Genomic DNA, 26,798 nt, shown 5'->3' with positions numbered 1-26,798 from the left:
AGCCTTATAAATACATCAACTTTTTTAAGTATTTCTCATAGGTGCCATATACTGTCTAATTAACCTCAGATATATCTTTAATACAATCAAAATACGGGTAATGATTGTTAATTGTGATAAAGATTTTTCTGTTCGTACAAGTGTTATTCGATTCTATTGCCTGTCTTATCAAAAAAATGCATCTTCGAGTACTCTAATCCAAATTCAATTTTATCACCAACTTGAAAAGTATTAGTAATATTGTTTGTGGTAACAAGTAAATTCCCTGACCCAAAATTTATTTCCATTATTGTATCGTCACCAAGCATTTCAACAAAGACTATTGATCCCTGTAACCTGGTTCCTGTACCTTTATTGGATTTTGTGAGTAAAGCTATGTCTCTTGGTCTTATTCCGACGATGAATTCATTTGTATCCATTAATTTATTTTCAAATTTTATCTTATCAGTTAACTGATTGGCAATAGGTTGTGAGAATAAGAATAGGGTATTATCTTTAATCGATCCACTAATTAAATTCATTTGTGGATTGCCAATAAATTGTCCTACAAATGTGTTCCTTGGTCGATGGTATACCTCCATGGGAGTTCCAATTTGCTGTATATTTCCATTTTTCATAATGGCTATCCTATCAGCCATACTCATTGCTTCAACTTGGTCATGGGTAATATACAAAGTCGTTATTCCAATTTTCTTTTGCAATTTCTTTATTTCTGTTCTCATGTATGCTCGAAGTTTTGCATCCAAATTACTGAGGGGTTCGTCCATTAGAAATAATTTCGGTTCCCTTACCAATGCTCTACCTAAAGCAATTCTTTGCATTTGTCCACCACTTAACTCCTTTGGTTTTCTGTAGAGAAGATCGTTTATGCCTAAAAGATCGGCCATCTGCTTAACCTTTTCCTGGATGTACGATTTGGGTTTTTTTCTCATTTTTAGTGGAAAAGCAATATTATCATAGACTGACATATGAGGATACAATGCGTAGTTTTGAAAAACCATTGCTACGTCTCTATCTTTAGGAGATAATTCATTTATTTTCTTATTTCCTAGGTAGATATGTCCGGATGTAGGAGGTGTTAATCCCGCAATACATCTTATTGCTGTGGTTTTTCCACATCCGGATGGTCCCAATATCACCATTAATTCACCTGACTTTACATCGATGCTAAATCCATCCAATGCTGTCGTCTCACCGTATTTCTTTGCTAGATTTTCTATTTTGAGATCGACCATTTCTTATCCTACCTAATATATCATAAATTATTTTACATAAATGGTTGGTTGAATAAAAACTCGAAATGTGTTGAACTGTATAATGGATTGTTTAATAAACCGCATTCGATTTACTATTTGCACTATTCGATGAGATTTATTTAATGTGTGAAAAGTTTAAAGATTCTTGTGACCGTTCTCGTAGTCAAATGAATAATACCATAAAATCACTTTCTGTGTTGTATTTATAAATCGCTTGTAGAAAAATAATAAGTCTAGAAGAAAAATATACAAAGACTGAAGAAAAAGGATCTAAAATAATTCTAATCTGTCTATTTCATGTTTTGTATGATATTACTTCATTCGCCCTTAGAATGTTATTTACTTATGGAACTTTATCCTTTACAGTTAGGCCAATTCAACATATTTTATATTCAATAAATATTGATGTTAAACTAGCGAATAGTGAGGACGCTTTTTCACCTAGAAATTTAGTTTATGGTAAACCTTGTTTCGAGATTGAAATACTCTATCTGCAACGCTTTTATCCAATAAAAAGGATCACATCATATGAAGATCCTGAGCAAGCCCAGAGATTCCCAGTATGACTATGGAAGAGGTAGAGCAATTCCTGGAAAGTAAATTAAATTTACAGTTCGCTACCGTTGATAATAAAGGAGATCCAAATATTCAACCAGTATGGTTCTACTTTGACAAGAACGAAGAAAAACTATTCATCATGACTGGCAAAAACACCTACAATAGCCAGAATGTAAGACAAAAACCTGTTATCTATTTTTGTATAGAAAATGGTAACACTCCATACAAAGGTGTAAAAGGAAAGGGAGTAGCTACTATTGCTGATGATCTTCAAACAGTCGTCTCAATATCCGAAAAGATGATAATGAAATATTTGGGTACCCTCGATAATCTCATGGCAAATACTGTTTACGAATGCTCTAAAAGTGGAGAAGGCATAATAATTGAAATAATTCCAAGGTTTTTCTCCACATGGGATTTTGGCAAAATAACTTCACTAGCTCATTAAATGCCTAGAATATTTAAAATATTCGAAATCTGGACACACCTCTATTTATTTGTGTAACTAAATCTCGCATCACAACTTCGTATCAAATGATATTAATGAAATGATGTTTGATGTCACTACATCGCATTCATGAGCTAACCTAAAAATTCTGTTTCAATTAGATCCCTGTTTACACCAATGGCCGCTTGAACACCCTCTGCAGCAGCTATAATTAACTGAGCAGGAGCAATTATGGAAGCATCACCTGCTGCATATACTCCATTAACATTCGTCCTACCAAAAGAGTCTGTCTGTATACCTCCAAGAGAATTGTGTTTACATCCTAGCTGTTTAGCAATATCAGACGATTGAGAGAGTTGAGGCAGAACAAAACCTCCATCAACGTTAACAATTTCCCCATCCTCAAAAACTACTTTTTCAATCTGTCCATCTTCTCCAACAAATCTTTTGATTTTGCTTTCTCTTATGTCTATTCCTTTACTTAGGAGCAAACGTTTTTGTTCATGGTTTTGAAACGGTTTGCCATTAGTACAAACAATTAGGTCTTTAGACCAATTATATGTGGTTTGAATAAAATGAAATCCCTGAACTTGATCATCTATGACTACAATTAAAGACTTGTCACGCAGTTCCCATCCATCACAGTAAGGACAGTTAAACAAACTTTTGCCATAATAGTCAGAAAATTTATCTACTTCTGGTATCCTTTCTTTTAAACCCGTTGCTATGATTATTGATTTGGCCTGATATATTTCGTTTTCTGATGTTCTTAATTCAAATAAACTATCATTTTTGACTACTGAAGTTATCTGTTTCTTTTTAAATTTGACAGAAGGATATCTACTTATTTCCTTATGGGCAATTTTCCTAAATTCAGTAGGTTTTATGCCATCACGAGTAATAAATCCATGAGATTCCTGGGTAACTGCGTTACGAGGATTATTATTGTCAAACAATAATATGTGACGTCTTGCTCTTCCTAGTACTAAGGCAGCATTTAAGCCAGCCGGTCCCCCGCCTATAATAGCGCAATCAAAAAGCATATTCTATAGTTGTATGTGGGAAAGGTAACTAAAAGGTTTCTCATTAAGGTTCATTTCCTATGTCATAAAATAGTAATGTGAATTAAATTACTATCTTGAAGGCCAGGAAATGCTTCCGGTTTAATTGAAAACTCGAATCTCCATGGCCATAGCATTTACTTAAAACTTTCTACAAGTAGGGTTGTGTATTTCCCCTCCACAAATCCTATCAATAGATCTCGATAACTGTACATTGTAATAGTGGGATACAATAAATACCAAAATACAAGATTATACCAATCATCTTCGTATTCTTGATTTTCTCATAGATGAGAGCATTACGGATTCTTAAACATGATTCGATTCATAAATAATCTTTGCTCACCATACCATTACTATGCAATCGTATCGCATCTATTCCAAAAGTGGGTGTTGTTACTATTAGGGATCTTCTTTATGGTATGATATCAACAAATAATATCCTGCATTTCAAAATTTATATGCCTTAGAGTCAACCAAAGGAGGTAATTAATTTGTCTTTATAATCAACAAGCGATCGGTTCCGGATTCAGCTCCCCAGATTTGACCCTCTATCCCAAGAATCTGTCTTACGTTTGCTTGTGGACTGGGGATCTCAAATTTGCTGAAGGTTTCATTTAGAGGATCGAAGCTAAACATCGAGTTCGAACCAAAATCGCTTATCCATACCATGTCTTTTGAATCTACGTATACTGCATATGGTTTGGGATTCTTTCCTGCGAGTTTCCATTCTTTCCATTGGTCTGTTTGCGGATTATACATTCCTAACTGACCTGCATTCCATTCTGATATCCAAATTTTCCCATAAGAATCAGACCATACTCTTCTTGCTCCCTGATCTGGTGTAGGAGGTTCCAAAACTGTTACCTGCCCGGTTCTTGTATCTATGAGTCCTATATAATTGCCCGCAAGTGATGCATAGTATACTGATCCATTTGGTGTAGTTGTGATCCCATAAGGACCTGGTCCTCTTGGTGCATTAAAAATTTCTATAGTTCCTGTGGATGGAAACAGTCTTCCGTATATTCCACTTTGTCCTGTAAACCATAAAGTTCCATTATTGTCGAATGTAGCAGTATTAAGGTTTGCATATCCAACACCTTCTGGGAGAGTATAAATGGTAATATTTTCTGTAAGAGGATCTACTCGAACAATTGCATTTAGCCCTCCATCAGTAATCCATGCTGCCCCATCAGGACCTGCTATAACACCATGAGGAGCTGACCCTTCTCCTAGAGAAATATGTGAGGTTTCTCCAGTAGTAGTATTTAACTTTCCAAGCTCGCTAGAAGATTGTGCTGTATACCATACAATATCCTTTAACAGATTCTTTGAAACATTGCTATTGGTGTAGGACATTGACGTAGAAGGAGCTACGTCATGAGGCCTTGAACCTTCAGGGACTGGATACTCTCTTATTGTAATGCATTGATTGTATGCTTCTCTTATAGTAGTATTCGAATTCGGAATACAGTTGTGGCTATTTGATACTAGTTCAGAGTATAATGAGACGTATATGAAATCTCTAAACTCTGAATCGGGCTCGAGATTATTTTGGATGTCTGTGTTGCTATTATATTTATAATTATAATTAAACAGCATTTCCTCATCGTACCCAAGTAGAGTGTTTTTTAATAACGATGTACCCGCCAAACTGATACCAGATACAACAAGAAATAGAGTGATGATTAATTTGAAATGATCATATATATACATACATCTATTACATCCATGTAGTGTACAAGAAATTATTTAAAGGATGATTTCGAAAAAATGATTTTGAGTTAAACTTGTTTTATCGAGTTAAGGATCTGTGATATTTTCAAGAATTATGAATAAAAACTAAAGTCCCTTGCTAGAGTATTATTAGATCTATTTTATTGTTAGAAATCTAACGCTTGCGCATATACTACTGCCGAATATATGCATTCAACTCGAAATAAATTGAGGGGTTGATATAGCGTTTCGTATGTCTAAATAGATATTCGGTACGGCAGTATTAGACTCCAGATGCTGGTGTAATCCTGTAAATAACCCCATTATCATATGATAATATGTACAGATATCCGTCATCAGGACCTGTTACTAGATCTGTTATGCTTCCAAAACCACTGCCAAAAATTATTGAATCTTGTTCCTCATCATTGTCGACAATCAGATCTGGAATAGTATCAAGAACGAATCCGTTTCTCTCTGGATTCATTTCGAAATAATACAGATTTCCGTTGTTATAATCACTTACAAAAACATTGTTGTAATAAGATTCGCCCAAACTAGTGGAGTTTAGAAATTCTATATCTGTGAGAGCTGGAGGATCTAACCATGTCAATACGGGATCGGCATAATGAGATCCTTCAAAGGACACCAAATCGCTTTCGGTATTCCCGGAAGACGAAATTGGGCCCATTATTGTTTGCCAACCGCTATTAAAACCAGGGTTGACAATATTGATTTCGTCATTAGAAGCTGGTCCATTTTCAGTCTCCCAGATAGTCTTGGTAACTGGATCAAATGTTAGTCCAAATGAATTTCTAATACCATATGCAAAGTATTTGCTTCGTGGATCATTAGGGTCAGAGGAGAAGGGATTATCTGCCGGAGGGGATCCATCAACAGTGCTTATTCTAAAAATGATTCCAGAATCGTCGGGGTTAGGACCATCAGGAAAGTTTTGTAACATACCATCATGATTCAGATCGCCTATGATACCATAAAGATGATTATCTGGACCAATCATCAATTTTCCACCGTCATGGTTGGGTCCTGGTATCGCAGGAAGATCCAACATGAGTGTCGGGTTTTCTAGCGCTTGACCATTCCAAGTGTATTTATAAACTAGGTTCTTTAATTCGTCACTGTCTTGATCAACTCCAGTATAATAAAGAAAAATATTTTTTGTATTACTAGCTTGACCTGAGTTGTTGTCACTTTCTGTATTCTCTTGTACAGCAATACCTAGTAACCCTCTTTCATTTTGGAAATCAACAGGTATCTCTAAAACTGGTTGGGGCTGCAATTGATCATTAGAAACTAATCTTACCTGTCCATTCTTTTCTAAAACCAGGATGCTATTTTTATCTAAAAAGGCCATGCTGGTAGGTGAATCTAAACCCTCAACAAACACTTCCACATTCAAATTTTGATCATTAACCGACTGTGATATCGCAATGGGGATCTGATGTGTGTAGAGAAATCCAAATGCTAAAGCTAAAACGAACGAGATTACAAAAATTCTATTTGATTTTTCATCGCGTGTCCTTGTATCATCATTATTATTGAAATCAATTCTAAATCTCATTGTGTTTATAAGTATACCCCATAACATAAATAAGATATATTTTTCGATAGGGGCTATAGATAGAAAATATGTCTTGATTTTATTGTTCAACCATTTGCTGACTAAACAGATAGATGGATTATACGTATTTACAACTTGAACAACATTTCTTACATTATCTATCCATGGCCAATTTTTGTCCACTTGGAGATATATATCATAAGAATTTACCATGTTATAGAAAAACAAGGAAATAATATAACTAATATGGAAAAATATTGTAAATCAATCTTGGGATTCTATCTATCCTTGCCAATTCTCAACGATTAAAAACTGTTACCAATCAATTAGGATAGGCTTTTTTAATGATTTGGACCTGAAGCTACTTGATACAAATAGGAAATAAATAATTTAATAAGTGATCATATCAATTCGAGTGATAGATACTACCATAAATTACCATTTACTTTGTACCAACTATACATATGGCTTCATTATCAATACTCACAAGTCCTTTTTTCTCCATACTGTTGTTACTAATAGTTGCAAATTTTGAAACCTCTTGTGTTATCATATTCCATATTTGTTCGGTACGCTCCTTAGTCTCGTCCTTCAATAGGACGTTGATAGGCGCTGCAATGTCTTGAGTGAATTTTGTAAAGTCTTCTGCTGTATCAAATCGAAAAGTTACATTGACTTTTTCTATCTGAATATTTCTGAACCCAGCTTTTTCAAAAGCGCTGAAAAGTATTTTATCGTCGGCCAAACTAAAAGGGCCTAGAGTTCCTGGTGGGGGAGCCGGAGCATTAGTTTCACGTCTGGCTATATTCATGGGAATAGAGAGTTGTGGTACTTTATTGGGGGTAGACCAAACTGCTGTGGCAAACCGTCCGCCTTCTACTAGGGATTTATGGATGTTTGAGAGTCCTAAATCCAGATTTGGAAGAAACATCAATCCCCATCTACAAAGAGCTACATCAAATTCCGATGGGTTTAAAACAATTGTTTCTGCGTCTCCCTCTTTAAATTCCATTCTATTATCTAATTTTAGAGATTTGGCGCGTTCTTTAGCTATGTACAGCATTTGGGGTGACAGATCTGTAGCCAATACATAACCGTCATTGCCAACACGATGAGCAGCGGTAATAGCCGGTTCGCCTATACCTGTTGCTATATCCAATACCTTTGAGCCGGGTTTTACATCTCCAAGGCTAACTAACTTGTCACTTACCACTTGTGCTCCGTTTTCAAACGTTTTCCACCATTTTTGCCATCCAAAAGCCACACTATCCCAACTTTGACGTTGGGCTTGCTTAATTTGATCGGATTTTGAATTAGACATATTAGTGAGTTTATCAAGTCATTGATTTTTATACCCTTTGCTATTTTGCGATAATTTATTCTCTTATTTGATATCCCTTGAAACGATCCCTCCTCACTAAATAGCTTTTACCCACTCCATTACAAGGAGTTTGATTTACTCCACATGCTCATACATTTACTAAGAATCATGGTAAATGAATAGATGATATACACTATTACGCAGGAGCGGATCAACGAATTCACTATAATCTTGGAATGTGGGGCCTTATTACTAGGTGGATGATCCTAGTTTTAGTAGATTTAATACCTGTCCTTGGATCCAGACAGAAAACATGTCAAACTTATTATCTAGATTGTCTATTAATTGGATACACAAATAGATGGATGATGACTGACCCTAATGCGAAGAAATTGTTTTGGTTCTTATTTGCTGGGTCAAGAGGAGGAATGAATAGAATATCTATAATAGAATTGCTAATAGAGCAACCATACAATATCAATCAGTTGTCTGATATAATCAAAATCGATTACAAAGCCATCCAGCATCATATGCACGTATTGGAAAAAAATAATTTAGTTACAAAAGAAGGTGAAAAGTATGGTATTTTGTATTTTATATCAAATTATTTAGAGGTTAACATGGGAGCATTCAGAGAAGTAGTAGATAAAATTCACCAATCAAAAAAAACGAAATAAACAAGTTTTGTGTAGATGTGGAACAAATATGGAAATAAGTAAATAAATGCTTACTTTGAAGTTAGATGCGATATAGTTAAAATGGATATTTGGATGGGGACAGTCAACGCACTTATTAATATGGTAAATTTGGGGTTGTTAGGTGCTTTGATCTATACATTTGCTAGAATGTATCAGACCAGCAAAGCCAACTTTACCCTGGGTTTGATCTTCTTTTGTAGCTTGCTTATGATAAACAGCCTAATTTCCGTTTATTCGTATATTACCATGTCGATGTTATTTTCGGATCTTCTTGTGCCCTATCTACTCGCTATTTCCATTGCTGAGATGGCTGGCTTAGCCATATTTCTCAAGATAACTCTTGAATAAATATCAAGTTCAACATTCAACCATTTTACTACTTGTCTGCTAGAAAAAACGATCCACTTGTATCGTCTTTTGATTTTCACTTGAATCATTATTTAATAAGGAATTCAATTCAGCATTTGGAATAGATCTGGAATAGATCTGGAAATAACTATTAATGCATATTATGACTAGCGTTTCTATGGACAAAAGCTTTTTGACTTGTGTTATTGCTTTAACGTTGGTAACTAATAGTACAAAAACTCGCTTTGCAAAAAGAGAAGAGAAGGTGGTGACACTAGATTGGCAATAGAAACGGGAATATTAATTTCAGCTCTTGCAGGTCTTGGTTCTTTTCTATCACCATGCATTTTGCCAATCATACCTGGATTTTTGTCTTACCTTTCCAGCTCCGCAATAAGAGAGACTATGAATAATAATAATAGTAGGGATGGCAATCAAGGTGGGATACATGGAATACAGGGTAATAGTGAAGAAACTAGTAGTAATCTAAATGGTATTAGTAATCAATTAATTTACGTTTCAAAAAAGGCTCGCATAAATATTTTCATTAATACCATTTACTTCGTCTTGGGATTCTCCCTGGTTTTTTCAGTATTGGGTGTAGTACTAAACAGCGTTCTTGCCACTTCAATCGGAAGTGATTTTCAACAATATTTATCATATGTAGGTGGAGTCATTATTGCTGCTTTTGGAGCTTATCTTATTCTTTCTCTCAAGATTACTCGTCTCAACATTGAAAAGAAATTCACGAAAATTCCCAAGTTCAAAACTAGTTATATAACGTCATTTGTATTTGGAGTTGCTTTTGCAGCGGGATGGACCCCATGTGTAGGGCCCATACTGGGTAGCGCCTTTACATTAGCAGCCACAAATCCGGGTACTGCATACAACCTATTACTTGCCTATTCTCTAGGCCTTGGAATTCCCTTTCTAATTACTGGCGCATTTTTTTCACGTGCAACTGGAGCAATAAGAAAAATAACAAGACATCTAAAATACTTTAATCTAGTTATGGGAAGCATATTGATAATAGTTGGAATACTGATCTTTTTTGATCAATTATCCTTACTCGTAGTCAACATCCCTTTCGTAGAACAGCTTATTGTAAGTTGATGAAAAAGAGGAGCAAAATGAGGTTGATAATATTTTGACGCAAGGTAAAATCACAAGGTCCTTAAATAGAGATAATCTAAGTGCAATCTTGACAGCAGTTGCTGTCATTTCATTAATTGTTGGGTTTGGAATTTATTTTAATTATTTCAGTAGTCCTTCTCAAAGTTATCTTCAACAAAAACAATTAGAAGATTCCGTAGATAATCTGTCTACTAAGACTGGAAACATTATAACAGTAAAGTTAAACAAAACCGCTTTTACTGAGATTGACAAAAGTAACTACCCACTTGCCCCTGAACTACAAGGGATTACTGCCTACATCAATACTGAAAACGGCAAACCCATAACACTTGCAGATCTGCGAGGAAGTGTAGTTCTGTTTGACTTTTGGACTTACACATGCATAAATTGTATTAGAACTATCCCATATCTAAATGAATGGTATGATAGATACGGAGATCAGGGTTTTGTAATTTTGGGTGTGCATTCTCCAGAATTTGACTTTGAGAAAAACATTCAAAATGTCCAGAATGCGGTAAACGAGTTTGGAATTAAATACCCTATAGTCCTTGATAGTGATCATAAGACATGGAATGCTTACAAAAACAATTATTGGCCAAGACACTATCTAATAGATTCCCAAGGATATATCCGCGAAGATCACATTGGAGAAGGTGGATATAATGAAACCGAAAAGACAATACAAACGCTGCTTGCAGAAAAAGCCGCTTTAGAAAACAAGACTGAGATTTCATTTGATCTTGATAAAGGGAAGTTGACAAACGAATCTGCATCGCCAATTTCGCAGAGACTTAAACATGTAGACTTTAGCCAAAATATGACACCAGAAATTTACCTGGGATATCAAAATGCAAGATCCCCATTGGGAAACAGTGAGGGATTTCAACCGAATAAGAATGTATCTTATAAGTTGGATACAAGTAGTGGTGGCAACAGCTCTTTCATACCGAATTTGGTATATTTGGATGGAACTTGGAAAAATAATGCTGATAATGTGGAGCTGGTCGGTGATAAAGGTAAAGTCATCCTTACGTACTATGCTAAGTCGATTAACATTGTTGCATCGGGTGACGGACAAAAATTGGGTATCAAAGAATTCAATAACAAAACCGATATTGATAACGGTATCAAAAACAATAGCGAGAGTGCCGAAAAGAACAACATAGTTGAATATAAGGGACTAAACATGGACAGCACAAACCGTGCTCTTGATCTAGATGAGAACGGGAATGTCATTGTGGACCAACAGCGATTATATAATGTTGGTCTTTATGATGACTATCAACCAAGATCTATAATACTCGACATAGAAGGGAGTGGGTTCAAACTCTATACATTTACCTTTGGCTAAAACACCAACTATTTTTTTAACCTGTACATGAATCTATCGAAATATTTTTAATACTTTTTGAAGAATCGTGACCGTTCAAAATCATTTGTTGAATCTTAGAAAGAAAGAGGGATCATCAGAACATTACACATGGAATAGATCTGGATATAATATGGAAAATTGCTTATAACCTTTGATTAGAATTATCTTTTTGTGAAAAACACGGGAAACAAAAAACTTAAAAAAATTTCATATCTTGTTGTAATCCTAATTGCGTCTGTGGTAACAGTGTACCTAGTTTCGCCATTGTTTATATCTACAGAAATAAATGAACCCTTTCCTCCAAATTCTGTGGCGTTGGTCTCTTTTGAAAATTTTAGTGTGATGAGTGAAGAGGCGAGGGTCAAAGTCGCACAAAATATGAACACCTTCCAGAAGAATGAATTGATGAGTCAGTATGCCAATTCAGAGAATGGTAATATTATAGCCATTAATGAATCCATGGATGAGATTTCAGGTTCATCTGAACTAAACTATTCATCAATTTCAGGATCGTTTATAGGAGCTAACGATGGAATTCATAATGCTGAAGGTATAGCGAAAATAATACCTCTTGAGGAGAATGCTGCAAGTATCCTTAGACTGGAGAATTTAAAGGTAACTAACGGACCCGATCTATATGTGTACCTGTCAACTGACAATAACTCACACGATTTCGTCAATCTTGGGAAACTTAAAGCCAATAATGGAAATCAAAATTACAACATTCCACTAGGGACTGACTTGTCAAAATACGATACTGTATTGATATGGTGCAAGGCATTTTCAGTTCTATTTGGTAGTGCCGACCTCAAACATCAGGAATAAAAATGTAACCAATAGAAAATATAACCAATTAAATTATATGCCAAGTCAAAATTTTTGTTTTTCTTATCTTACTTTTTGACATGAGGGACGTATTAGGATTTGATCTAATTCTTGTTACTTTATTAGAAATCTAGTATGGAACTCAATTATTTGGTTTTATTCATTAATTTGGAGTAGAATTGGACCGGATTTGGAACAATGCTTATAATCAAAATAATACAATCTAAATTTGAAAATAAATGTCAACAACAACAAAAATTTTGGCAAAAAGTTTTGAATCTCCTGATGAAGTAAGAACATTTGAAAAAGGAAAAGTAGAGATTGTAAATCTGGGGAATGTGATAATCGGTAGAGCAACACTCGAACCAGGATGGAGTTGGAGTACGTGTGTAAAACCATTAGTTAATACAGATAGCTGCCAAGCTCCACATACATCGGTCATTATTTCTGGAAGAATGAAGGTCAGAATGGATGATGGTACTGAAATTGAAGGCGGACCTGGAGATACCGCAGTAGTACCGCCAGGACATGATGCTTGGGTGGTGGGAGACGAGCCATGTGTTTCAATAGATTTTACTGGTATGGGGGACTATGCGAAAAAGCATGAGTAATAAACATCTCGTATCAAAATAACTATGTCAAGGAACGTTAAGATTTATTAGACGATTTTCTATATAATTACTATCTATCTATCTATTTATATATCACAATAGAATGTTATCAAATTATAAGATCACAGAATGGACGTTTTTTACCGCTATTTAGTCATTACGTTTTTTATACAAATCTAAACAATTCGAGTAAACAAAAAAATAAGGGATTAAGAAAATTCAAGTACTTCTTATTGCTTTTCTAAAATGCTCTAGATTTTTGGACATCTCTTCATTAAACGACTCTTCCGTATAGCCGTGAACTTCTATCCCATGCTTCTTTGCATTTTCAAATAGCTCTTCTTCTGTTTCTCCATACATTGTATGGGTACATACAGGATCGCCCGCATCCTTGCAGTTAATGCTAAGTGTCATATACTGAAAGTATTTTACCTCGAATTAAGGATATCTTCCAAATTCCTTCTCTTGTTAGAAATAGAGTAATAGCTAGTATTGTTATTATTGATATTCTCAAGGTTATTGTCAAAATTTTAATTGTATACTTGATTATGAGTACTAAATATTGATGTTATCAACTTGTACCTAAATAATCCTCATCTTATTCCACAACTAATCGTCAGCTAGTATTGTCTTCTCCATTTTTCTTTTCAGGACCGAGGATTAAATTTCGTAATCTAAATTTTTTTTAAGCGCCTATAAAACCTTAAGAAAGGAATATCTTGATTTATTTAGTCAGGTACCAAGATCCACTGTTGTTGATAACCAAAAGTTAGTGCCATAACTATCTCAAATTTATATCATGACTCCATCTGCTTATAATCTATTTGGGAATTATCCATATCTTTATGCCCTATGAGATAGTGATTTGCTGTTTGTAGGTAAATGTAGTATGATTCATCAATGTATCGATAAAAATATTTGATATCTAGTGTTCTATGTTTGGGATCATGACCTTGTCTAGATGTCAATGCATTTGGCTTAAATTTATTATGTTCATACGATACTACTACGATTAACAGTATCTATTTGGGCCGGAATTAGTGTAATTGACTCGAGCAAACCCAAATTCAATGCATACAAAATCAAATTTACTACGTGGACTCTGTAGGCCGGAGGCATCAGAAGGAACATTCATAGGAATCGATACTCAATTTCTAAATGTTTAAGATTTATTTTGTTTCTTGATAGTAACGTTTAGAAAGATTCAAAACCTGAAATTTTCCTGACCAATTGCGTTCTTTATACAATTACTTTGATCTTAATTCTAATATAGTTTGTTTCATTTAAACTGTCATTCTTTTAAAATTTTAGTGAATTGATTCAATTATTTTCACTAGATTATTGAATTATCAAAATTCATTTTTCTCTGACGATATTGAAGGTCTATTCTTTTAGCCTTAATCTAAATGCCCTTCTCTGCGCAAGTCAGAGATGATCTTCATTAAAGTATCATAATCAACATTCACTTCATTTAAGATAGACGAATGATCTACTCCCTTGTGTTTTTTTATGAATTTTAATACCTCTTGCTTTTTCTTTGTATATTTCCTATCTTGAATCAAATTACTATATGGAAATTCGAGTTATTATAAGATTTAGACTTTACAAACAAAGACTCATTCTTGATAAAAATCCTTTTTTCTCATAGTGATCAATCAGAAAGGTAGTGGCTCGTATCTTAATCTTAGTCTGACAGAATTTGGAATTCTCTAACTTGACTTATCATGGCGCTAGTTTTATAGGACCTTTATAGTTAGGTGAATTGATTTTAGCCTACATCGGTGTATTAAAGAATCATTAGGAATCTTCTTCCAACTAGTATCTCTTCTACAGGTGAGCATTTTGTACTGATCACCTTTCCTTGTATTCTAGAGTTACATGAGAATAAATATTAATGTTGAAGACAGTCTTTCAAGTATAATGATTTTGACGAAATTTGCTATTGTAGTAGTATTTATTATTTGTGGTGTAGTAACATTTGGATTAATTAATTTCTCTATTTATAACAGTTCGCAAGCCATAATTGATCCGTTATTTGCCTACGCAACAACACCCACGACTCAAACATCTCATTCAGAACATATGTCAGAAATGCACCACGAAGCATCTACAAATGCGACGATGTCTTCTGAGGATAAAATGAGATTTTGTGGAAATAATGCTACGAATTCTAATCTGTATGTTACAGAATTTGTTATTCCTGTTCAGTGTAGTCAGCCTGTGGGTCTTGCTGTAGATAAGGATAATAATATCTGGATCGCCTCTGGAAAACTGGGTAGTTTGTTGGTATTTAATACCACAACATCAGAATTTGATGATATTATAAAAATACCAAATTGGCCAGAACAAACTAGAATCATGGGCTCTATGATATGGAATATGAAATTTGATAGAAATGGTGATCTGTGGTTTACAGATGAACTCAGTAATTCTATTTGGAAGTATTTTGTAAAAGAAGAAAAGTTTGAAAATTACAGATTATTAGAAGAAGGGGGATATCCACAATCAATTACTTTTGATTCTAATGGCAACGTATGGTTTACCCAATTTTTTGGCAATAGACTTGGATTTATTGAGCCTTCCAAGGTGATAACCAATACAACAGAGGGTATTTCAGAATTAGATATGTCACGACAAATTGACTTTCAAACTATGGGACCAATATCGAATGGTTTTGGCTTTAGTAATACTAATACCAATGACAATTATAATGACACTGATACTACTAATCCTTCTCCTACTGAGAAAAACGAGACGCTATGGTTTTCAACTGCCATCTTTCCCGAAGGAGGACATATTATTGGATATGATGTGACAGCACAAGCACTAACCATTCATGATGTGACCTATACCCATAGTGTTCCATTCAGTATTGCTGAGGACGAAAAAGGACTTCTTTGGGCTAACAACCATATTACAAATCTTTTCTTCTCATTAAATCCGAATACAGGGGAGATAAAACAATATGCTACTTCCAATCCTTCTGCTACTGGTAATTTGACGACATTGCCATACTATAACGAGTATAGAGATGGAAAAATATGGTTTAACGAACATTATGGTAACGCTATCGCATCTTTTGATCCTATGAATAAAACACTAGTGGAATATTATATTCCATCTCAAAACCCCTTGTGGGTAAATTCTTCAAATCCTCTTAGATTTACGTTTGATAACAACGGGTCAATTTGGTTTACTGAATGGACTGAAAATAAACTAGGTGTAATTACGAAAGATAGACTAGATCAGATACCAATAACATTAGAGATTTCAAAGGATAAGATAATATTAGACAGTAAAAACAACAAGAGCGATTCTATAGACATTTATATTTACGAGAATCCGGTAAACTTTGGTAAGGTTATCAATTCGACTATAACCAATAGTAACGATACTACTTCTACAAATGATATCAACGATACAGTGTATATAACAACGGATGTAACATCATCAATCACTAAGAGCGGCAAATTAGACAATCTAACAAGTAGCTTCAGTCAAGACTCGATACCTGTCAAAAATAAGCCATCAGGTGAAATCGGGCCATCACCACAGTTAAAGACAACGCTAAATGTGAGTCCAACTCCGGATTCAACTCCAGGAAACTACACTTTAACGGTTAGCGCTAAGTATGGTAAAGAAATTACTGTTTCAAGAATAGTGGATCTAGAAATTAAATGATGATGAAATGATACTATTGCAATGCTATTACGATGATGATGAATGATCATGCTGATGATGAATGATCATGCTGATGCTGTTATTATCTAAGCATACAAAATCTCCTTTATAATATGATGAGGAACAGGTTTAGGACATGAAGGAATTGAGATCTTTTAATTATCAACTTTGTATCTGAACTATAATATGGATTCACAATACAGGACTTCTGACACATAGTTCAGAAAAACCTATGTTTACATTTTTTGTTACTTATTAACCGTTCATTTTTGTTTGATTATTTGATTTGTTGCTATAGAGAAGAATTAGTGGGTAGGGATAAATACTCCTTTGTTTACGATGATGGAAATGCTGATCTACCAGCCTCCCAGCCTTCAAATTCAAAGCTATGTGCTGGATCTACTTGTATGCTCATCAACAACTTTGATTGATCGAGATATCCACCTTACTAGAAATATGAAATATGAGGGAAACGGCATTAAATTTAAGCTCCCAGTGGTTGTCCATTTCTAAATGATGGTGAGTCAGTTTATTTTAATCCTAGTAATTATTCGCTTGCTAGACAACAGCATCATGATCATACTCCAACATATGAAAAGTGGTGAGTCTATTCATTGACATCTTGCAAAGGTTATCTCGTGTACTGTTGATATTGTTAGTTTAGAATTTGAGATGATTTCTTCTCTTTTTATTTTCCTTTTTGTCTCACGATGTGAAAAAGAAATAGTCTATACAACAAAGATTCTACAATCCTAATCAAATCAGTACTGTGATCCTTTTTGATTGAAAAGGATCACAGTACTGAAATTGAAAATCCTCATTGAGAAAGTATCTTCTGGGGAAAGGAAAAATAAATTCTGCCGGTTTCTAATTACTGTGCAAGTTGATGACCTTCCAATGAGGGCAATCCCTGCTTGTAACTTATTGTGATATTGTCACCTAGTTGATATGGACAATTGTCTATAGTACGTGGAATTCCATCTGAGGCTTCTATCACACATGTATTTCCTTGCTTTATTTGAACCAGAACGCTCTCTTGTGTACTCGAACTAAATAGTTGTGTTAATGAACCGCCCATAAGCATAAAAACTACCACTACACCAGCTATGACAAAAAGCACAGCAAGCCATTTGGGTGAAAATTCAAAATCCATATAAACTTGATTTAGAACATGGGTTTTAAATGTCTAACAGCAGTATTGTATAGACATATTCAACCAAGGCAAATTTGATACCTCAATTCCCAAGTATTATCTACAAACTGTCAACATGCCTATTTAAATACCCTCTGTAAACCCCTAATATTAGGGATTAAAAGGCATATTTTATCAAAATCATCAACTTAAGTAAAATCCTATTACCCACTGAGACTTGACCTCTCACACCATGCATGTTCCTAACTTATTTCCAAACTATCTGATAATAAGCAGAAATATGATTTATCAAAGCGATGAATTCGTCTTTCTGTTCAATGTCATAGGATTCTACTAGTTTGGGATTTCTTGGTTTAGAACTAAAAAGTACTTTATAGAGTTTTGCGAGTAGTTAACAAATCCCTTTATTTTTTCTATGTCATCAAAAGTATCAATAAAGCAAAAATACATTACACTAAAAATACTTGAATATGGAAGAAACTTCGTAAACAAAGAAAATCTTGGTAACAACGTAGCAGCTCAAAGCTAGTTCAGAACGTTCTATCTTTTTTAAATCTAAAGTTTCAGTTAAATAAAACTATTGCATATCCGTTTTATTACTTTATCAATATTATTATAAAAAGCTAAATCTGAATGGTTGAAAACCTCTTAATTTATGACATTATTAATTTTAATAGATCCATATAAAAGTGGTTGTCGTAGTGAAATCCTGTTGTTAATTTCTCTTATTATCCAATCATCGTAATATTGCCATTTTGTAAGAATATATACATCCGCACTTTTAACCCCTTCAAAAGAACTTACCTTGGATAAAATCGAATCAATCGTAAATACATTTTCACTAAATAGTACAAAAGTCAGTCTATCTTCCGAATCAATTACACTAGGGCTGTATAAAATATTCTCCTGAAATTCGGAATACATCCGCTCCAGTACTCTTTGACGATGAGATTTTGTGGTGATAATAGGAATAGCGAATTGAATATATCCTATCATTACAGGTGGACTACACTGGATTGAGAAATCTAACATGTTTGCATCCTTCATCCTTGCAAGTCGTCTAGCTGTTGTCTTTTCCGATATACCAACTTCTTTGGCAATATCTGCTATTTCCGTCCTTGCACCAGATAGTACCAAACACTTTATTATTCTCAAATCTGTTTCACTTAGGTAAATTGGTTTGACGCGGCTTTCTAAAACAAAGCTACTCACAATAGTTGCTGGCAGCAAGTGACGATTTAGCGATCGAACAAATATATCGTCAAGTGGTTTTTTGATGATTAAAGCCGCCACACAAGTCCTTCCCATATGATGCACATAATATGCAATGTCGCTAAGTTGTTTAATACGCCTAATGACATCGTCTTTATTTATTCCATTACTCGTTCTTACGAGTACAATAAATACCTTAAATTCAAAAACCGCTGGATTAACCCTAACTACAAACTTTTCTATGACTCGCTTATGTATCATCTTTTTGACTCGCGCCTTTACACTTTTTGATGTAAGGTCAACCCTCGAGCCTATGCTGTTATAAGAGGATCTGCTGTCTCTAGCTAATGTTGAAAGGATAGTAAGATCAGTTCTATCAAGAACCGCTGTTCCTTCGTCCTCATTCATTATCTAAATATTGCGATATCTCTTTATAAAGTTGTCCGATTTTGGGAGTTATGCTTCCACCAAAGATAAGTATCTTAATAGATTATATTAGGTTATGAAAGAGATTGAAACAACAAATAGAAAAGTCCTACAGAAATTGTCTACTACTGAGAAACAAAATAGTGAGATAAGAAATACCGAATCTAAGGGAACAGTATATATTGAAGAACAGTATGGAATGATAAAGTTCGAAAGAAACATTAAGCATTCAAAGGAACGGATCTGGGAGACAATTACGGATAAAAATGAAGTATTCAAATGGTTACCTAATTACGAAGGAACGTTCAATGGTTACAAAGACGGAACTATTGAACTTATAAACACTGTGTCCGGATCCCGTGTTACTGGAAAAGTTCTTGTGTATGAACGTTATAGTGTATTTGAATATGAATGGTTTATTGCTCCTAACCAAATGTTTCCTAATGGGGAACCGAAATCGGTTATCCGTTGGGAAATCAAGCAGAATGACGACTTAGATTCAATACTTATTGTAACTCACAGCTACCTCACGAAATCAACGGCATTAGCTTTCGCTCCTGGTTGGCATGCCTATCTAGATCGACTTGAAGCCGTTCTAGCCAATCGATTACCCCCTGACTGGGTAAAAAGGTCTGCAGAGGTCAAAAAATTATATTCTACCTGAGGAGACCGTCAGACGCTGCGAACCCTAACTCAAAAAACCTTTTCTTCTTAGTTTTTGCTACTATTAAATTACCGTTATTGGTTTTGAAGTTTTGTAACCATCAAGAATTTAATTTGGTTGCGTTCCTACTGCGCTCAATGTTGTTTCAAACACTGGCGATGAATAACTAGTCATATACAAAATCGTTATGCTCTATAATTTGTTGAGTATGTGATAGTTATTTCTAGCCTGCTATTCCCTATTAATGTCTAGAAAGGTTAGCAATACCTTATTGAATTCGTTGGGATGTTGGTACATTAAAGCATGCCCTGCCTCTTCTATACGAACAAGCCATGATCCTGGAATTTTCTCCGCTAAGGTCAAAGAATCTGGTGCTGGATCATCGTTTGCTCCAACTATGATCAATGTAGGTTTGGTGATGGTTGAAAGATCATCACATGTGCCCGCCCAAGTTGATGAGGCATCTAATTGTTGTATGTGAATTTGTCGTGGAATTGGATATTCCTTAGGAATAGGAAAGTAGGTAGTGAAATCTGGGTGGGCATCATACCAACTAGGAGGAGCAAAGAACATGGGTGCAAGTTTTTGCATTTTTTGTGACTGAGACATAGATGCATTCTTGTTAATCGCTACTATTTCAGGGGGAGTTGGCCTGTCATTCGAACCTCCACAACTTGTAGCATACAAAATAAGATTTGCAACTAGCTGTGGATTTGTTACTGCTAGTTGCTGTGCAATAAACCCTCCCATAGACCAACCCAAGATATCGGTTTTGTTTATCTCCAATGCATTAAGGAGACCTACGGTGTCGTTTACGAATTGATTAATGGACAGCTCTTTTATCCCTGCAGTAGATTCGCCAACTCCTCGATTCTCAAAAATTATAACTTTGTAGTTTGCCGAGATCAGGGCCTCCAACAACAATGGATTCCACATATCCATTGTAGAACTGGCTCCTGTTATCAGCATAATCGGTCTGCCATCTGGATTACCCATTTGTTTATAGGCCATAATCATATCCGATAAAGTAACATAATTTGATGACATGTTGTCTAAAATAGTTGCTTTTGCCTTAAACGAAGGGGCAGCTAAGAATGGATTATGAGAATCCTGATTTATGCTACTGTATGCCGGTAACATAATAAATATTTGAGTAATTATCATGATATTCAGTAATATTATTACCACTAGTAAATACCCCATAAGTTGACTTCTTAACTTCAATCTTGTCGTTCTATTAATATTAAATGATCTTATTTATACTTTGAGAAGTAGACGATCTAAACAAATTAAAATACAGTTTCTTTATTGGAGATCTATTGTTGCATATGTGAATACAACTCACAAAATGTATATATTATGATTATTACTATTATTAGTATTAATGCTAGAGGATTAATTTGAATAATGAATCAGACAATCCGAATCAAAGATTATTTCGCTTAATCGAAATAATTAAGGAGAAACTTTAGTATGCTTTTTAATCCAAATGCACTTTAAGATCGTGCGCTAAAAAGGCTATATTCATTTTTTGTGATTATTATTTTGAATACGATCATGTCAAATCACTATATGGCTTGTGAATTATAATCTTATATTTAGATACAACTGGGCAACGTTCTCAAACCTTATTATCAAACTCTTCTAAATTTATACAGGACACTAAAAATCTTAATTCGTAACCATTTAAAATAACAGATGTACTAAGATCGTTTATTGAAACACTTATAGATGTAAACAAATAAATGTTGCAATATACTTAGGACTACATATGCTGAAAACACCTAGTTCTATTCTCATGGTAAAATATCCAGTATAAGTAATATTCTAGTAGATGGAAATATAATATTTGCTATAGGTTTCATTGCCAAAGTATTTACTCAAATTCTATTGGCATCAGATATGGTAAAGATCTTCTGTTCTGTATGCAGAAAAAATTCCAGACAATTGGAATAGGATAATTGTTGATTCATCTATATAATCAGTGTAATTCATATTGTTTTAATTAATTAGTATCTATTGGTGTTTATGCAATATTCTTGATGAAATTCGTCAAAACATAATATTGATAAAATCTTTTCAATTTTTCCTATCGAATCCGGTATACAAGGTAAATATCTGTGAATTAAATCTTTTTAACAGCTTTTTTAATTCACTATTGGGATTACCATAAACATCCAGAGAAACCAATTTTGATATTTTGAATATTCTGGGAAGAATTGTTTTTGAAGCAGTGCTGAAGTTATGGGCTAATACCGCAGTAGAATCTACATATGTCTCGTGAACCATACATTTTGTCCCATCTTCGTTAAAATAAACCTCATATACTAATGTAGTTGGTTCATGGGTCTCAACCATATTGCTCATTTCTTTCATTAGCTCTTTATATTGTTCAACATTGTCTTTTTCAATGGTAAATAGGGCTCTAATACGTATATATTCAGACATAGTTATCCGATTATGTAGCACGTATATGTGTTTACCACTATTGTTTTCCACTTTACTAGTCACTAGGTGTTTTAATCCAAACATTTATGTTCATTTATAAAAAATAGTGTAGAAAAAACAGTATCTTCAATTATCTTGTGTAATTTACTATTTTATCTGTTAAACATAGAATGGTATATGCTTTAGACTTGACGATGCATCTATATATATTGTTGAATGGATGCTTGAGAAAAATATTTTTTCAGTTAAAAGATGACTAAAAAATGTAAAGAAGAAACAAGAACAATGGCATAAGAACTTGTATGTATTTTTAAAAAAATAAATGCGAAAAGCAGAATTATCATTAAAGATTAAACATCAAAATTATTGTTTATGTGCATGATCTTAATACTATTATTTTTTCATAATTCAAACGATTTCCAGAGATTTGTTTTCAAATTGTTTAATGTCCATTATTCTTGAATGGTGTTCGCGTGTAAGTATCCTACCGGTGCTAAAATAAGGAATTTAAAATCATGCTAATTAGTTGTATATACTATATAAGGAAAAGTATCCTTAACACAACTGGTTTATACAAAAAAGCTTCAGATGGTAAGTAACCGATTATAACGATTGCAAACTCAATCTTGCATGTTTATTCTATCAGTTGGTCCAGCTTGTGATACGCAAATACTATCTTCTAGCAAATATGACTATTCCAGTGATTATGACGTATAATATCTGGAATATTTCTATCATAATTGCCAGTTCAAGTACACCCGGCGGCGTTATCTGTGGATTCTTAATCGATTCTATAATCACATAACCAGTTAATCCCACTAACACAGCCGTACCCGCAAATCCGATAACATACCAAATCCTGCCCCATCTTCTTGCCATTGGTAAAACCCAAAAAAGCTGTGCCAGGCCCGAAATCAAAAATATCGCCGTATATTGGATACCTGCAGGAATAGAGCTTGGAACAAACATAAGATGCAAAATCCCTGCAATACCGGTACATGCTGCAGCCCCTAGATATAAGGGAGTTCTATTTGTATTTACTATTTCTGATCCCCGTCCGCCTGATTCTAATTAATGCAGTCAAATGATGTCTCTCCCCATAATATAATCCCTTAGTTATGGATTTAAATCGGCTCATAATCTAATACAATAGAATCTGAGGATTTTGTAATACCATGCTCTAGAAAATACGTTTCAGTTATTATAAACTTTGGTTACTAAAAAAGGATTTTTTTCAAGAGTAAACCGATACTCTGTTAAGATAAACTATATATTAACTGCCAGAGAGAGTTGACAATTTATTATTTACGCTGGAGATTGTTTACGAATAAAGCCATCTACCTACGATTGTTAATTTTTTCTTAAAAAGGGGCTGATATAATAATTAACGTATTATGGTTGGATGCGTTTTAAGGGCTTTAGATGTCTCCAATCTACTCAAGTATATGTCTCGGATTTTGGTATGAACTGCATACAGGATTAGAATAATACGATCTATAGAATATTGATCCCAACAAAGAAATTTATTACTGATATTTATTTAACAGTTCTTTCCTTTGTGTAGTTTCTTAGGTGGTAGCAGTATTACTTCTTACCTTTTGCCCTGCCAACTGAATCGAATATTCTTGCTAAATGTTGATCATAGGATGGACAGCAACTTGATACGCAGTCTATATGGTAGGTATTATTATTTGAAAGACGTAATAATAGAAATCAAAGTAATTGTAACCTGAAATATTCTGTACTTATAGTGGTTTATTAGCAGTAATCACTATTTAGTATGTATGAAGTGTCGTATATGTAACACACCGATCGTAATTATGCCATTAAAAATAGTTACGCTTGACAAACAGAAAGAGGTTTACTATGACGTAATTTTAGATATATGTGATTATTGCAGCGGACCTGTGATAGGAGTTCGTAAGCACAATCGACAAGATTCTATTTCGCTTAATAATATCAGGAATGAGCATAAGATATTAGAAGATAAAATTGACTTCTACACGAAGAGTCTTGATACTAATGATAGGGCATCCTAGATCCTTATTTTGACAAGCCTCCATATTCAGCAAGACTAGGTTAATACATGATACTTGGGATGATTTGCCATTAGAATCAAATACAAACGCAGCTGATTTGATTTTTTTTGAACAAAGGCTATCGAGTAATTTTCTTTATTTATCGTAGAGTTGTCCACACTGACGATAACAATTTGTTGCTTATACAAACTTACCCTATTCTCACCATGTTGAACTTAATGATACTCACAATGATAATGATAATTTGGTGAATCTGAATTTTAACGTTTTTGCCACATTCCATGTCGAGCTAACCTGATCAGGTTTGCAATTCACACCCACAAATATTCATATCAATCACGATTTAATCCATTGTTTAAAAATAATTTGAGTTCTATGAAGAGATTATGTATTTACAAACTATTTTTAATAATGTCAGAATCCTCAAATATATTCAAATATTATCCAATCTTTCCTTCAATATATTTGAGTGCTATCGTCAACCTTTTTTGTTAATCCTTAAACTGTTACAATTATTCCAAATAATTAAATAAAGTAAATCTAACTTGTTACCTGACAAATAAACCTTAAATACACATGTTCTCTTCTTCGTAGTATGACCGTATCTGAATCAAAATCGCCTAGTTGGATGAGAGCACTGCAAATAGGTTTAGGAATTATTGCACTAATACTTTCCATTATTGCATTATTCTTTCCTGCGTTTGCTTTTATCTCTGTTGTGTATATTTTGGCCATAATTTTATTCTTTACAGGGATTGAACGAATATTGGTTGGAATTTTTGCACCATTATCTGGTTCATCTAGATGGAGCACAATTGGATTAGGAATTCTTGTATTGATAGTTGCAATTATAGCATTGGCTTTTCCAATTGATGCCGCACTATTTGTTGTCATATTGATTTCCGTCGCCCTGTTATTTGATGGAATATCGAGAATAGTTCATGGTATAAGTGACAAAACTGTGGGTAAAGGATCACGGGCTTTTAGCATTGCTGCAGGTATCTTTGGTATTGGTGTATCCATACTTATTTTTGCCTCCCCATTACTTGGAGCTGTGGTAGCAGGCCTATTAATCTCAATAGCACTACTAGTTATTGGAATTCAAATCATTGTAGCCGGAGTAACAGGTAGGAGGATAACATACACCGAAGGATTCAAACAACCATAATCTTTTTTTTAGGCCAAGAATTTTTGCAGAAATTATTTTCTTCTTTCTTAAAATCCGGTTAAAATATCTTTATCGAAATAAATTCTACACAGCAGTACTATTGGATGTTGGATTCTTATACTTTCAATCTTTACATTAACAATTCTAAAATTGATAGAATATTAGAGTATTGCAACTAGTTAGCAAATTCCACATATTTTTTCTAAAGAATGACTGGTATGTACAAAACAAAAAATATTCACAACAAAAACAAAAGCAAATTCATTGTCGCATCGATCGCAATAGTGGTCGCTTTGGCATTAATCACCAGCCCATCGGTGGCTCTGGATAATGATGCATTTGCAACTAAAAAGAAGAAAAAATGAAATGTAGCTCAGCAAACAATATCTCAATCACAAGCTTCTGTCTAAAACGCACTCTGTATATCTGGAAGTGGAACATTTGTGTCATGTAATAACCTTAGCTTCCAGAACCAAAAGAATACTGGCAACAACGCATTAGCACAACAGGGTGGTGGTGATGATGATGATAATGGAAAAGGTGGTAATTCTGCAGAACAAATCATTAGCCAATCTCAATCAAACGAGCAGAACAGCTTGGCAGTATCCGGTAGAGATACGGTGGACTCTGGCAACAACATCAACATTCAAAGCCAAATAAACAGTGGTAGCAGCGCAGCAGCTCAGAGTTAGATTTTTTCTATTTCCTATTTCCTATATCATAAAATATCGATCTATCTCCAAAATTATTATTAGATATTGAATATAGATTTACGGTATTTTTCAACATCGAATTTATGTTCTTTAACATCGAATTTCAATTTTGTCTGTCTTAAAATGTTTTTCTTGCCGTATATGCCTATTATTATCAGAACTCCCTTATTCTAACCGAAAACTATTGCTATCGTATAGCTCTATTCGGTTAATGGCTGGTAGATTAACAGATTGATATCAGAACAATTGTAAGATATTGTTCAAATAAACTTGACTGAACCAAAATATTTGTTTTATTTATATTCTTATTAATGTATGATATAATATATGCTTCAGCAATCAAAAGATTGCAAAGCTTTCTCTC

25 protein-coding genes are annotated in these 26,798 nt (G+C 34.1%); 12 read left to right on the top strand and 13 right to left on the bottom strand.

Translation table 11 applies throughout. The annotated features are described in order from the left end of the window. Positions 1-143 precede the first annotated feature (143 nt). Positions 144-1,235, bottom strand: a complete 1,092-nt coding sequence (locus tag NFRAN_RS04940; RefSeq protein ID WP_134483450.1) for an ABC transporter ATP-binding protein — start codon at positions 1,233-1,235, stop codon at positions 144-146. Positions 1,236-1,818: 583 nt separating this feature from the next. Between NFRAN_RS04940 and NFRAN_RS04935 the strand changes: the two genes are divergently transcribed. Beyond that, entirely contained in the window at positions 1,819-2,262 is a 444-nt protein-coding gene (locus NFRAN_RS04935; RefSeq protein ID WP_134483448.1) for a pyridoxamine 5'-phosphate oxidase family protein, read from the top strand. Between the two features lie 134 nt (positions 2,263-2,396). Here the strand turns inward: NFRAN_RS04935 and NFRAN_RS04930 are convergent, their stop codons facing one another. The 4 genes from NFRAN_RS04930 to NFRAN_RS04915 all read right to left on the bottom strand — a co-directional run bounded on the left by NFRAN_RS04930 (position 2,397) and on the right by NFRAN_RS04915 (position 7,942). Next, positions 2,397-3,305, bottom strand: a complete 909-nt coding sequence (locus NFRAN_RS04930; protein ID WP_134483446.1) for an NAD(P)/FAD-dependent oxidoreductase — start codon at positions 3,303-3,305, stop codon at positions 2,397-2,399. A 507-nt stretch (positions 3,306-3,812) separates the two neighbouring features. Then, entirely contained in the window at positions 3,813-5,039 is a 1,227-nt protein-coding gene (locus tag NFRAN_RS04925) for a virginiamycin B lyase family protein (RefSeq protein WP_197731126.1), read from the bottom strand. 283 nt (positions 5,040-5,322) lie between these two features. Further along, entirely contained in the window at positions 5,323-6,834 is a 1,512-nt protein-coding gene (locus tag NFRAN_RS04920) for a PQQ-dependent sugar dehydrogenase (RefSeq protein ID WP_134483444.1), read from the bottom strand. A gap of 229 nt (positions 6,835-7,063) precedes the next feature. After that, entirely contained in the window at positions 7,064-7,942 is an 879-nt protein-coding gene (locus NFRAN_RS04915) for a class I SAM-dependent methyltransferase (RefSeq protein ID WP_134483442.1), read from the bottom strand. A 260-nt stretch (positions 7,943-8,202) separates the two neighbouring features. On the opposite strand from NFRAN_RS04915, the gene NFRAN_RS04910 reads away from it, so the two are divergent. The 6 genes from NFRAN_RS04910 to NFRAN_RS04885 all read left to right on the top strand — a co-directional run bounded on the left by NFRAN_RS04910 (position 8,203) and on the right by NFRAN_RS04885 (position 12,930). Then, complete coding sequence (locus NFRAN_RS04910; protein ID WP_232037940.1) at positions 8,203-8,619, top strand: ArsR/SmtB family transcription factor; 417 nt, start codon at positions 8,203-8,205, stop codon at positions 8,617-8,619. Between the two features lie 93 nt (positions 8,620-8,712). Next, positions 8,713-8,988, top strand: a complete 276-nt coding sequence (locus NFRAN_RS04905) for a hypothetical protein (protein ID WP_134483440.1) — start codon at positions 8,713-8,715, stop codon at positions 8,986-8,988. A 279-nt stretch (positions 8,989-9,267) separates the two neighbouring features. Then, entirely contained in the window at positions 9,268-10,101 is an 834-nt protein-coding gene (locus NFRAN_RS04900; RefSeq protein WP_232037939.1) for a cytochrome c biogenesis CcdA family protein, read from the top strand. Between the two features lie 34 nt (positions 10,102-10,135). Further along, complete coding sequence (locus NFRAN_RS04895; protein WP_232037938.1) at positions 10,136-11,473, top strand: thioredoxin family protein; 1,338 nt, start codon at positions 10,136-10,138, stop codon at positions 11,471-11,473. A gap of 192 nt (positions 11,474-11,665) precedes the next feature. Continuing rightward, positions 11,666-12,319, top strand: a complete 654-nt coding sequence (locus NFRAN_RS14220; RefSeq protein WP_232037937.1) for a DM13 domain-containing protein — start codon at positions 11,666-11,668, stop codon at positions 12,317-12,319. Between the two features lie 239 nt (positions 12,320-12,558). Further along, entirely contained in the window at positions 12,559-12,930 is a 372-nt protein-coding gene (locus tag NFRAN_RS04885) for a cupin domain-containing protein (RefSeq protein WP_134483438.1), read from the top strand. A gap of 219 nt (positions 12,931-13,149) precedes the next feature. Here NFRAN_RS04885 and NFRAN_RS04880 read toward each other — a convergent pair whose 3' ends face one another. Together NFRAN_RS04880 and NFRAN_RS13665 are read right to left on the bottom strand one after the other, a co-directional pair. Next, positions 13,150-13,344, bottom strand: coding sequence for a DUF1059 domain-containing protein (locus NFRAN_RS04880; RefSeq protein ID WP_134483436.1), 195 nt, complete (start codon positions 13,342-13,344; stop codon positions 13,150-13,152). Positions 13,345-14,327: 983 nt separating this feature from the next. Beyond that, positions 14,328-14,492 (bottom strand): hypothetical protein, encoded by a 165-nt coding sequence (locus tag NFRAN_RS13665; RefSeq protein ID WP_172602132.1) that lies wholly within the window; start codon positions 14,490-14,492, stop codon positions 14,328-14,330. A 316-nt stretch (positions 14,493-14,808) separates the two neighbouring features. Between NFRAN_RS13665 and NFRAN_RS04875 the strand changes: the two genes are divergently transcribed. After that, positions 14,809-16,611, top strand: coding sequence for a hypothetical protein (locus NFRAN_RS04875; RefSeq protein WP_134483434.1), 1,803 nt, complete (start codon positions 14,809-14,811; stop codon positions 16,609-16,611). Between the two features lie 871 nt (positions 16,612-17,482). Here NFRAN_RS04875 and NFRAN_RS04870 read toward each other — a convergent pair. Beyond that, positions 17,483-17,764 carry a hypothetical protein gene (locus NFRAN_RS04870; protein WP_134483433.1) on the bottom strand — a complete coding sequence of 94 codons (282 nt, stop codon included), beginning with the start codon at positions 17,762-17,764 and terminating at the stop codon, positions 17,483-17,485. Positions 17,765-18,412: 648 nt separating this feature from the next. Then, positions 18,413-19,384, bottom strand: a complete 972-nt coding sequence (locus tag NFRAN_RS04865) for an AsnC family transcriptional regulator (protein WP_134483431.1) — start codon at positions 19,382-19,384, stop codon at positions 18,413-18,415. A 94-nt stretch (positions 19,385-19,478) separates the two neighbouring features. Between NFRAN_RS04865 and NFRAN_RS04860 the strand changes: the two genes are divergently transcribed. After that, on the top strand, positions 19,479-20,066 hold the full coding sequence (locus NFRAN_RS04860) for an SRPBCC domain-containing protein (RefSeq protein WP_134483429.1): 588 nt from the start codon (positions 19,479-19,481) through the stop codon (positions 20,064-20,066). A gap of 231 nt (positions 20,067-20,297) precedes the next feature. On the opposite strand, the gene NFRAN_RS04855 is transcribed toward NFRAN_RS04860, so the two are convergent. The 4 genes from NFRAN_RS04855 to NFRAN_RS13660 form a co-directional block, all read right to left on the bottom strand. Further along, on the bottom strand, positions 20,298-21,254 hold the full coding sequence (locus NFRAN_RS04855) for an alpha/beta fold hydrolase (protein WP_172602131.1): 957 nt from the start codon (positions 21,252-21,254) through the stop codon (positions 20,298-20,300). A gap of 891 nt (positions 21,255-22,145) precedes the next feature. Then, positions 22,146-22,514 (bottom strand): putative quinol monooxygenase, encoded by a 369-nt coding sequence (locus tag NFRAN_RS04850; protein ID WP_145988026.1) that lies wholly within the window; start codon positions 22,512-22,514, stop codon positions 22,146-22,148. A gap of 672 nt (positions 22,515-23,186) precedes the next feature. Beyond that, positions 23,187-23,483 carry a hypothetical protein gene (locus tag NFRAN_RS04845; protein ID WP_134483423.1) on the bottom strand — a complete coding sequence of 99 codons (297 nt, stop codon included), beginning with the start codon at positions 23,481-23,483 and terminating at the stop codon, positions 23,187-23,189. 1,105 nt (positions 23,484-24,588) lie between these two features. Further along, positions 24,589-24,741, bottom strand: coding sequence for a hypothetical protein (locus NFRAN_RS13660; protein WP_172602130.1), 153 nt, complete (start codon positions 24,739-24,741; stop codon positions 24,589-24,591). A 407-nt stretch (positions 24,742-25,148) separates the two neighbouring features. Here NFRAN_RS13660 and NFRAN_RS04840 point away from each other — a divergent pair, with 407 nt between their 5' ends. The 3 genes from NFRAN_RS04840 (at position 25,149) to NFRAN_RS04835 (ending at position 26,413) form a co-directional block, all read left to right on the top strand. Continuing rightward, positions 25,149-25,721, top strand: a complete 573-nt coding sequence (locus tag NFRAN_RS04840; protein WP_134483421.1) for an HdeD family acid-resistance protein — start codon at positions 25,149-25,151, stop codon at positions 25,719-25,721. A gap of 218 nt (positions 25,722-25,939) precedes the next feature. Then, positions 25,940-26,086, top strand: coding sequence for a hypothetical protein (locus NFRAN_RS13655; protein WP_172602129.1), 147 nt, complete (start codon positions 25,940-25,942; stop codon positions 26,084-26,086). A 78-nt stretch (positions 26,087-26,164) separates the two neighbouring features. Further along, entirely contained in the window at positions 26,165-26,413 is a 249-nt protein-coding gene (locus NFRAN_RS04835; protein ID WP_134483420.1) for a hypothetical protein, read from the top strand. Positions 26,414-26,798 lie beyond the last annotated feature (385 nt).

The sequence above is a fragment of the Candidatus Nitrosocosmicus franklandus genome, assembly GCF_900696045.1.
Classification (GTDB): domain Archaea; phylum Thermoproteota; class Nitrososphaeria; order Nitrososphaerales; family Nitrososphaeraceae; genus Nitrosocosmicus; species Nitrosocosmicus franklandus_A.
The sequence above is the reverse complement of the archived record's forward strand: the minus strand, read 5'-3'. Positions and strand labels throughout refer to the sequence as shown.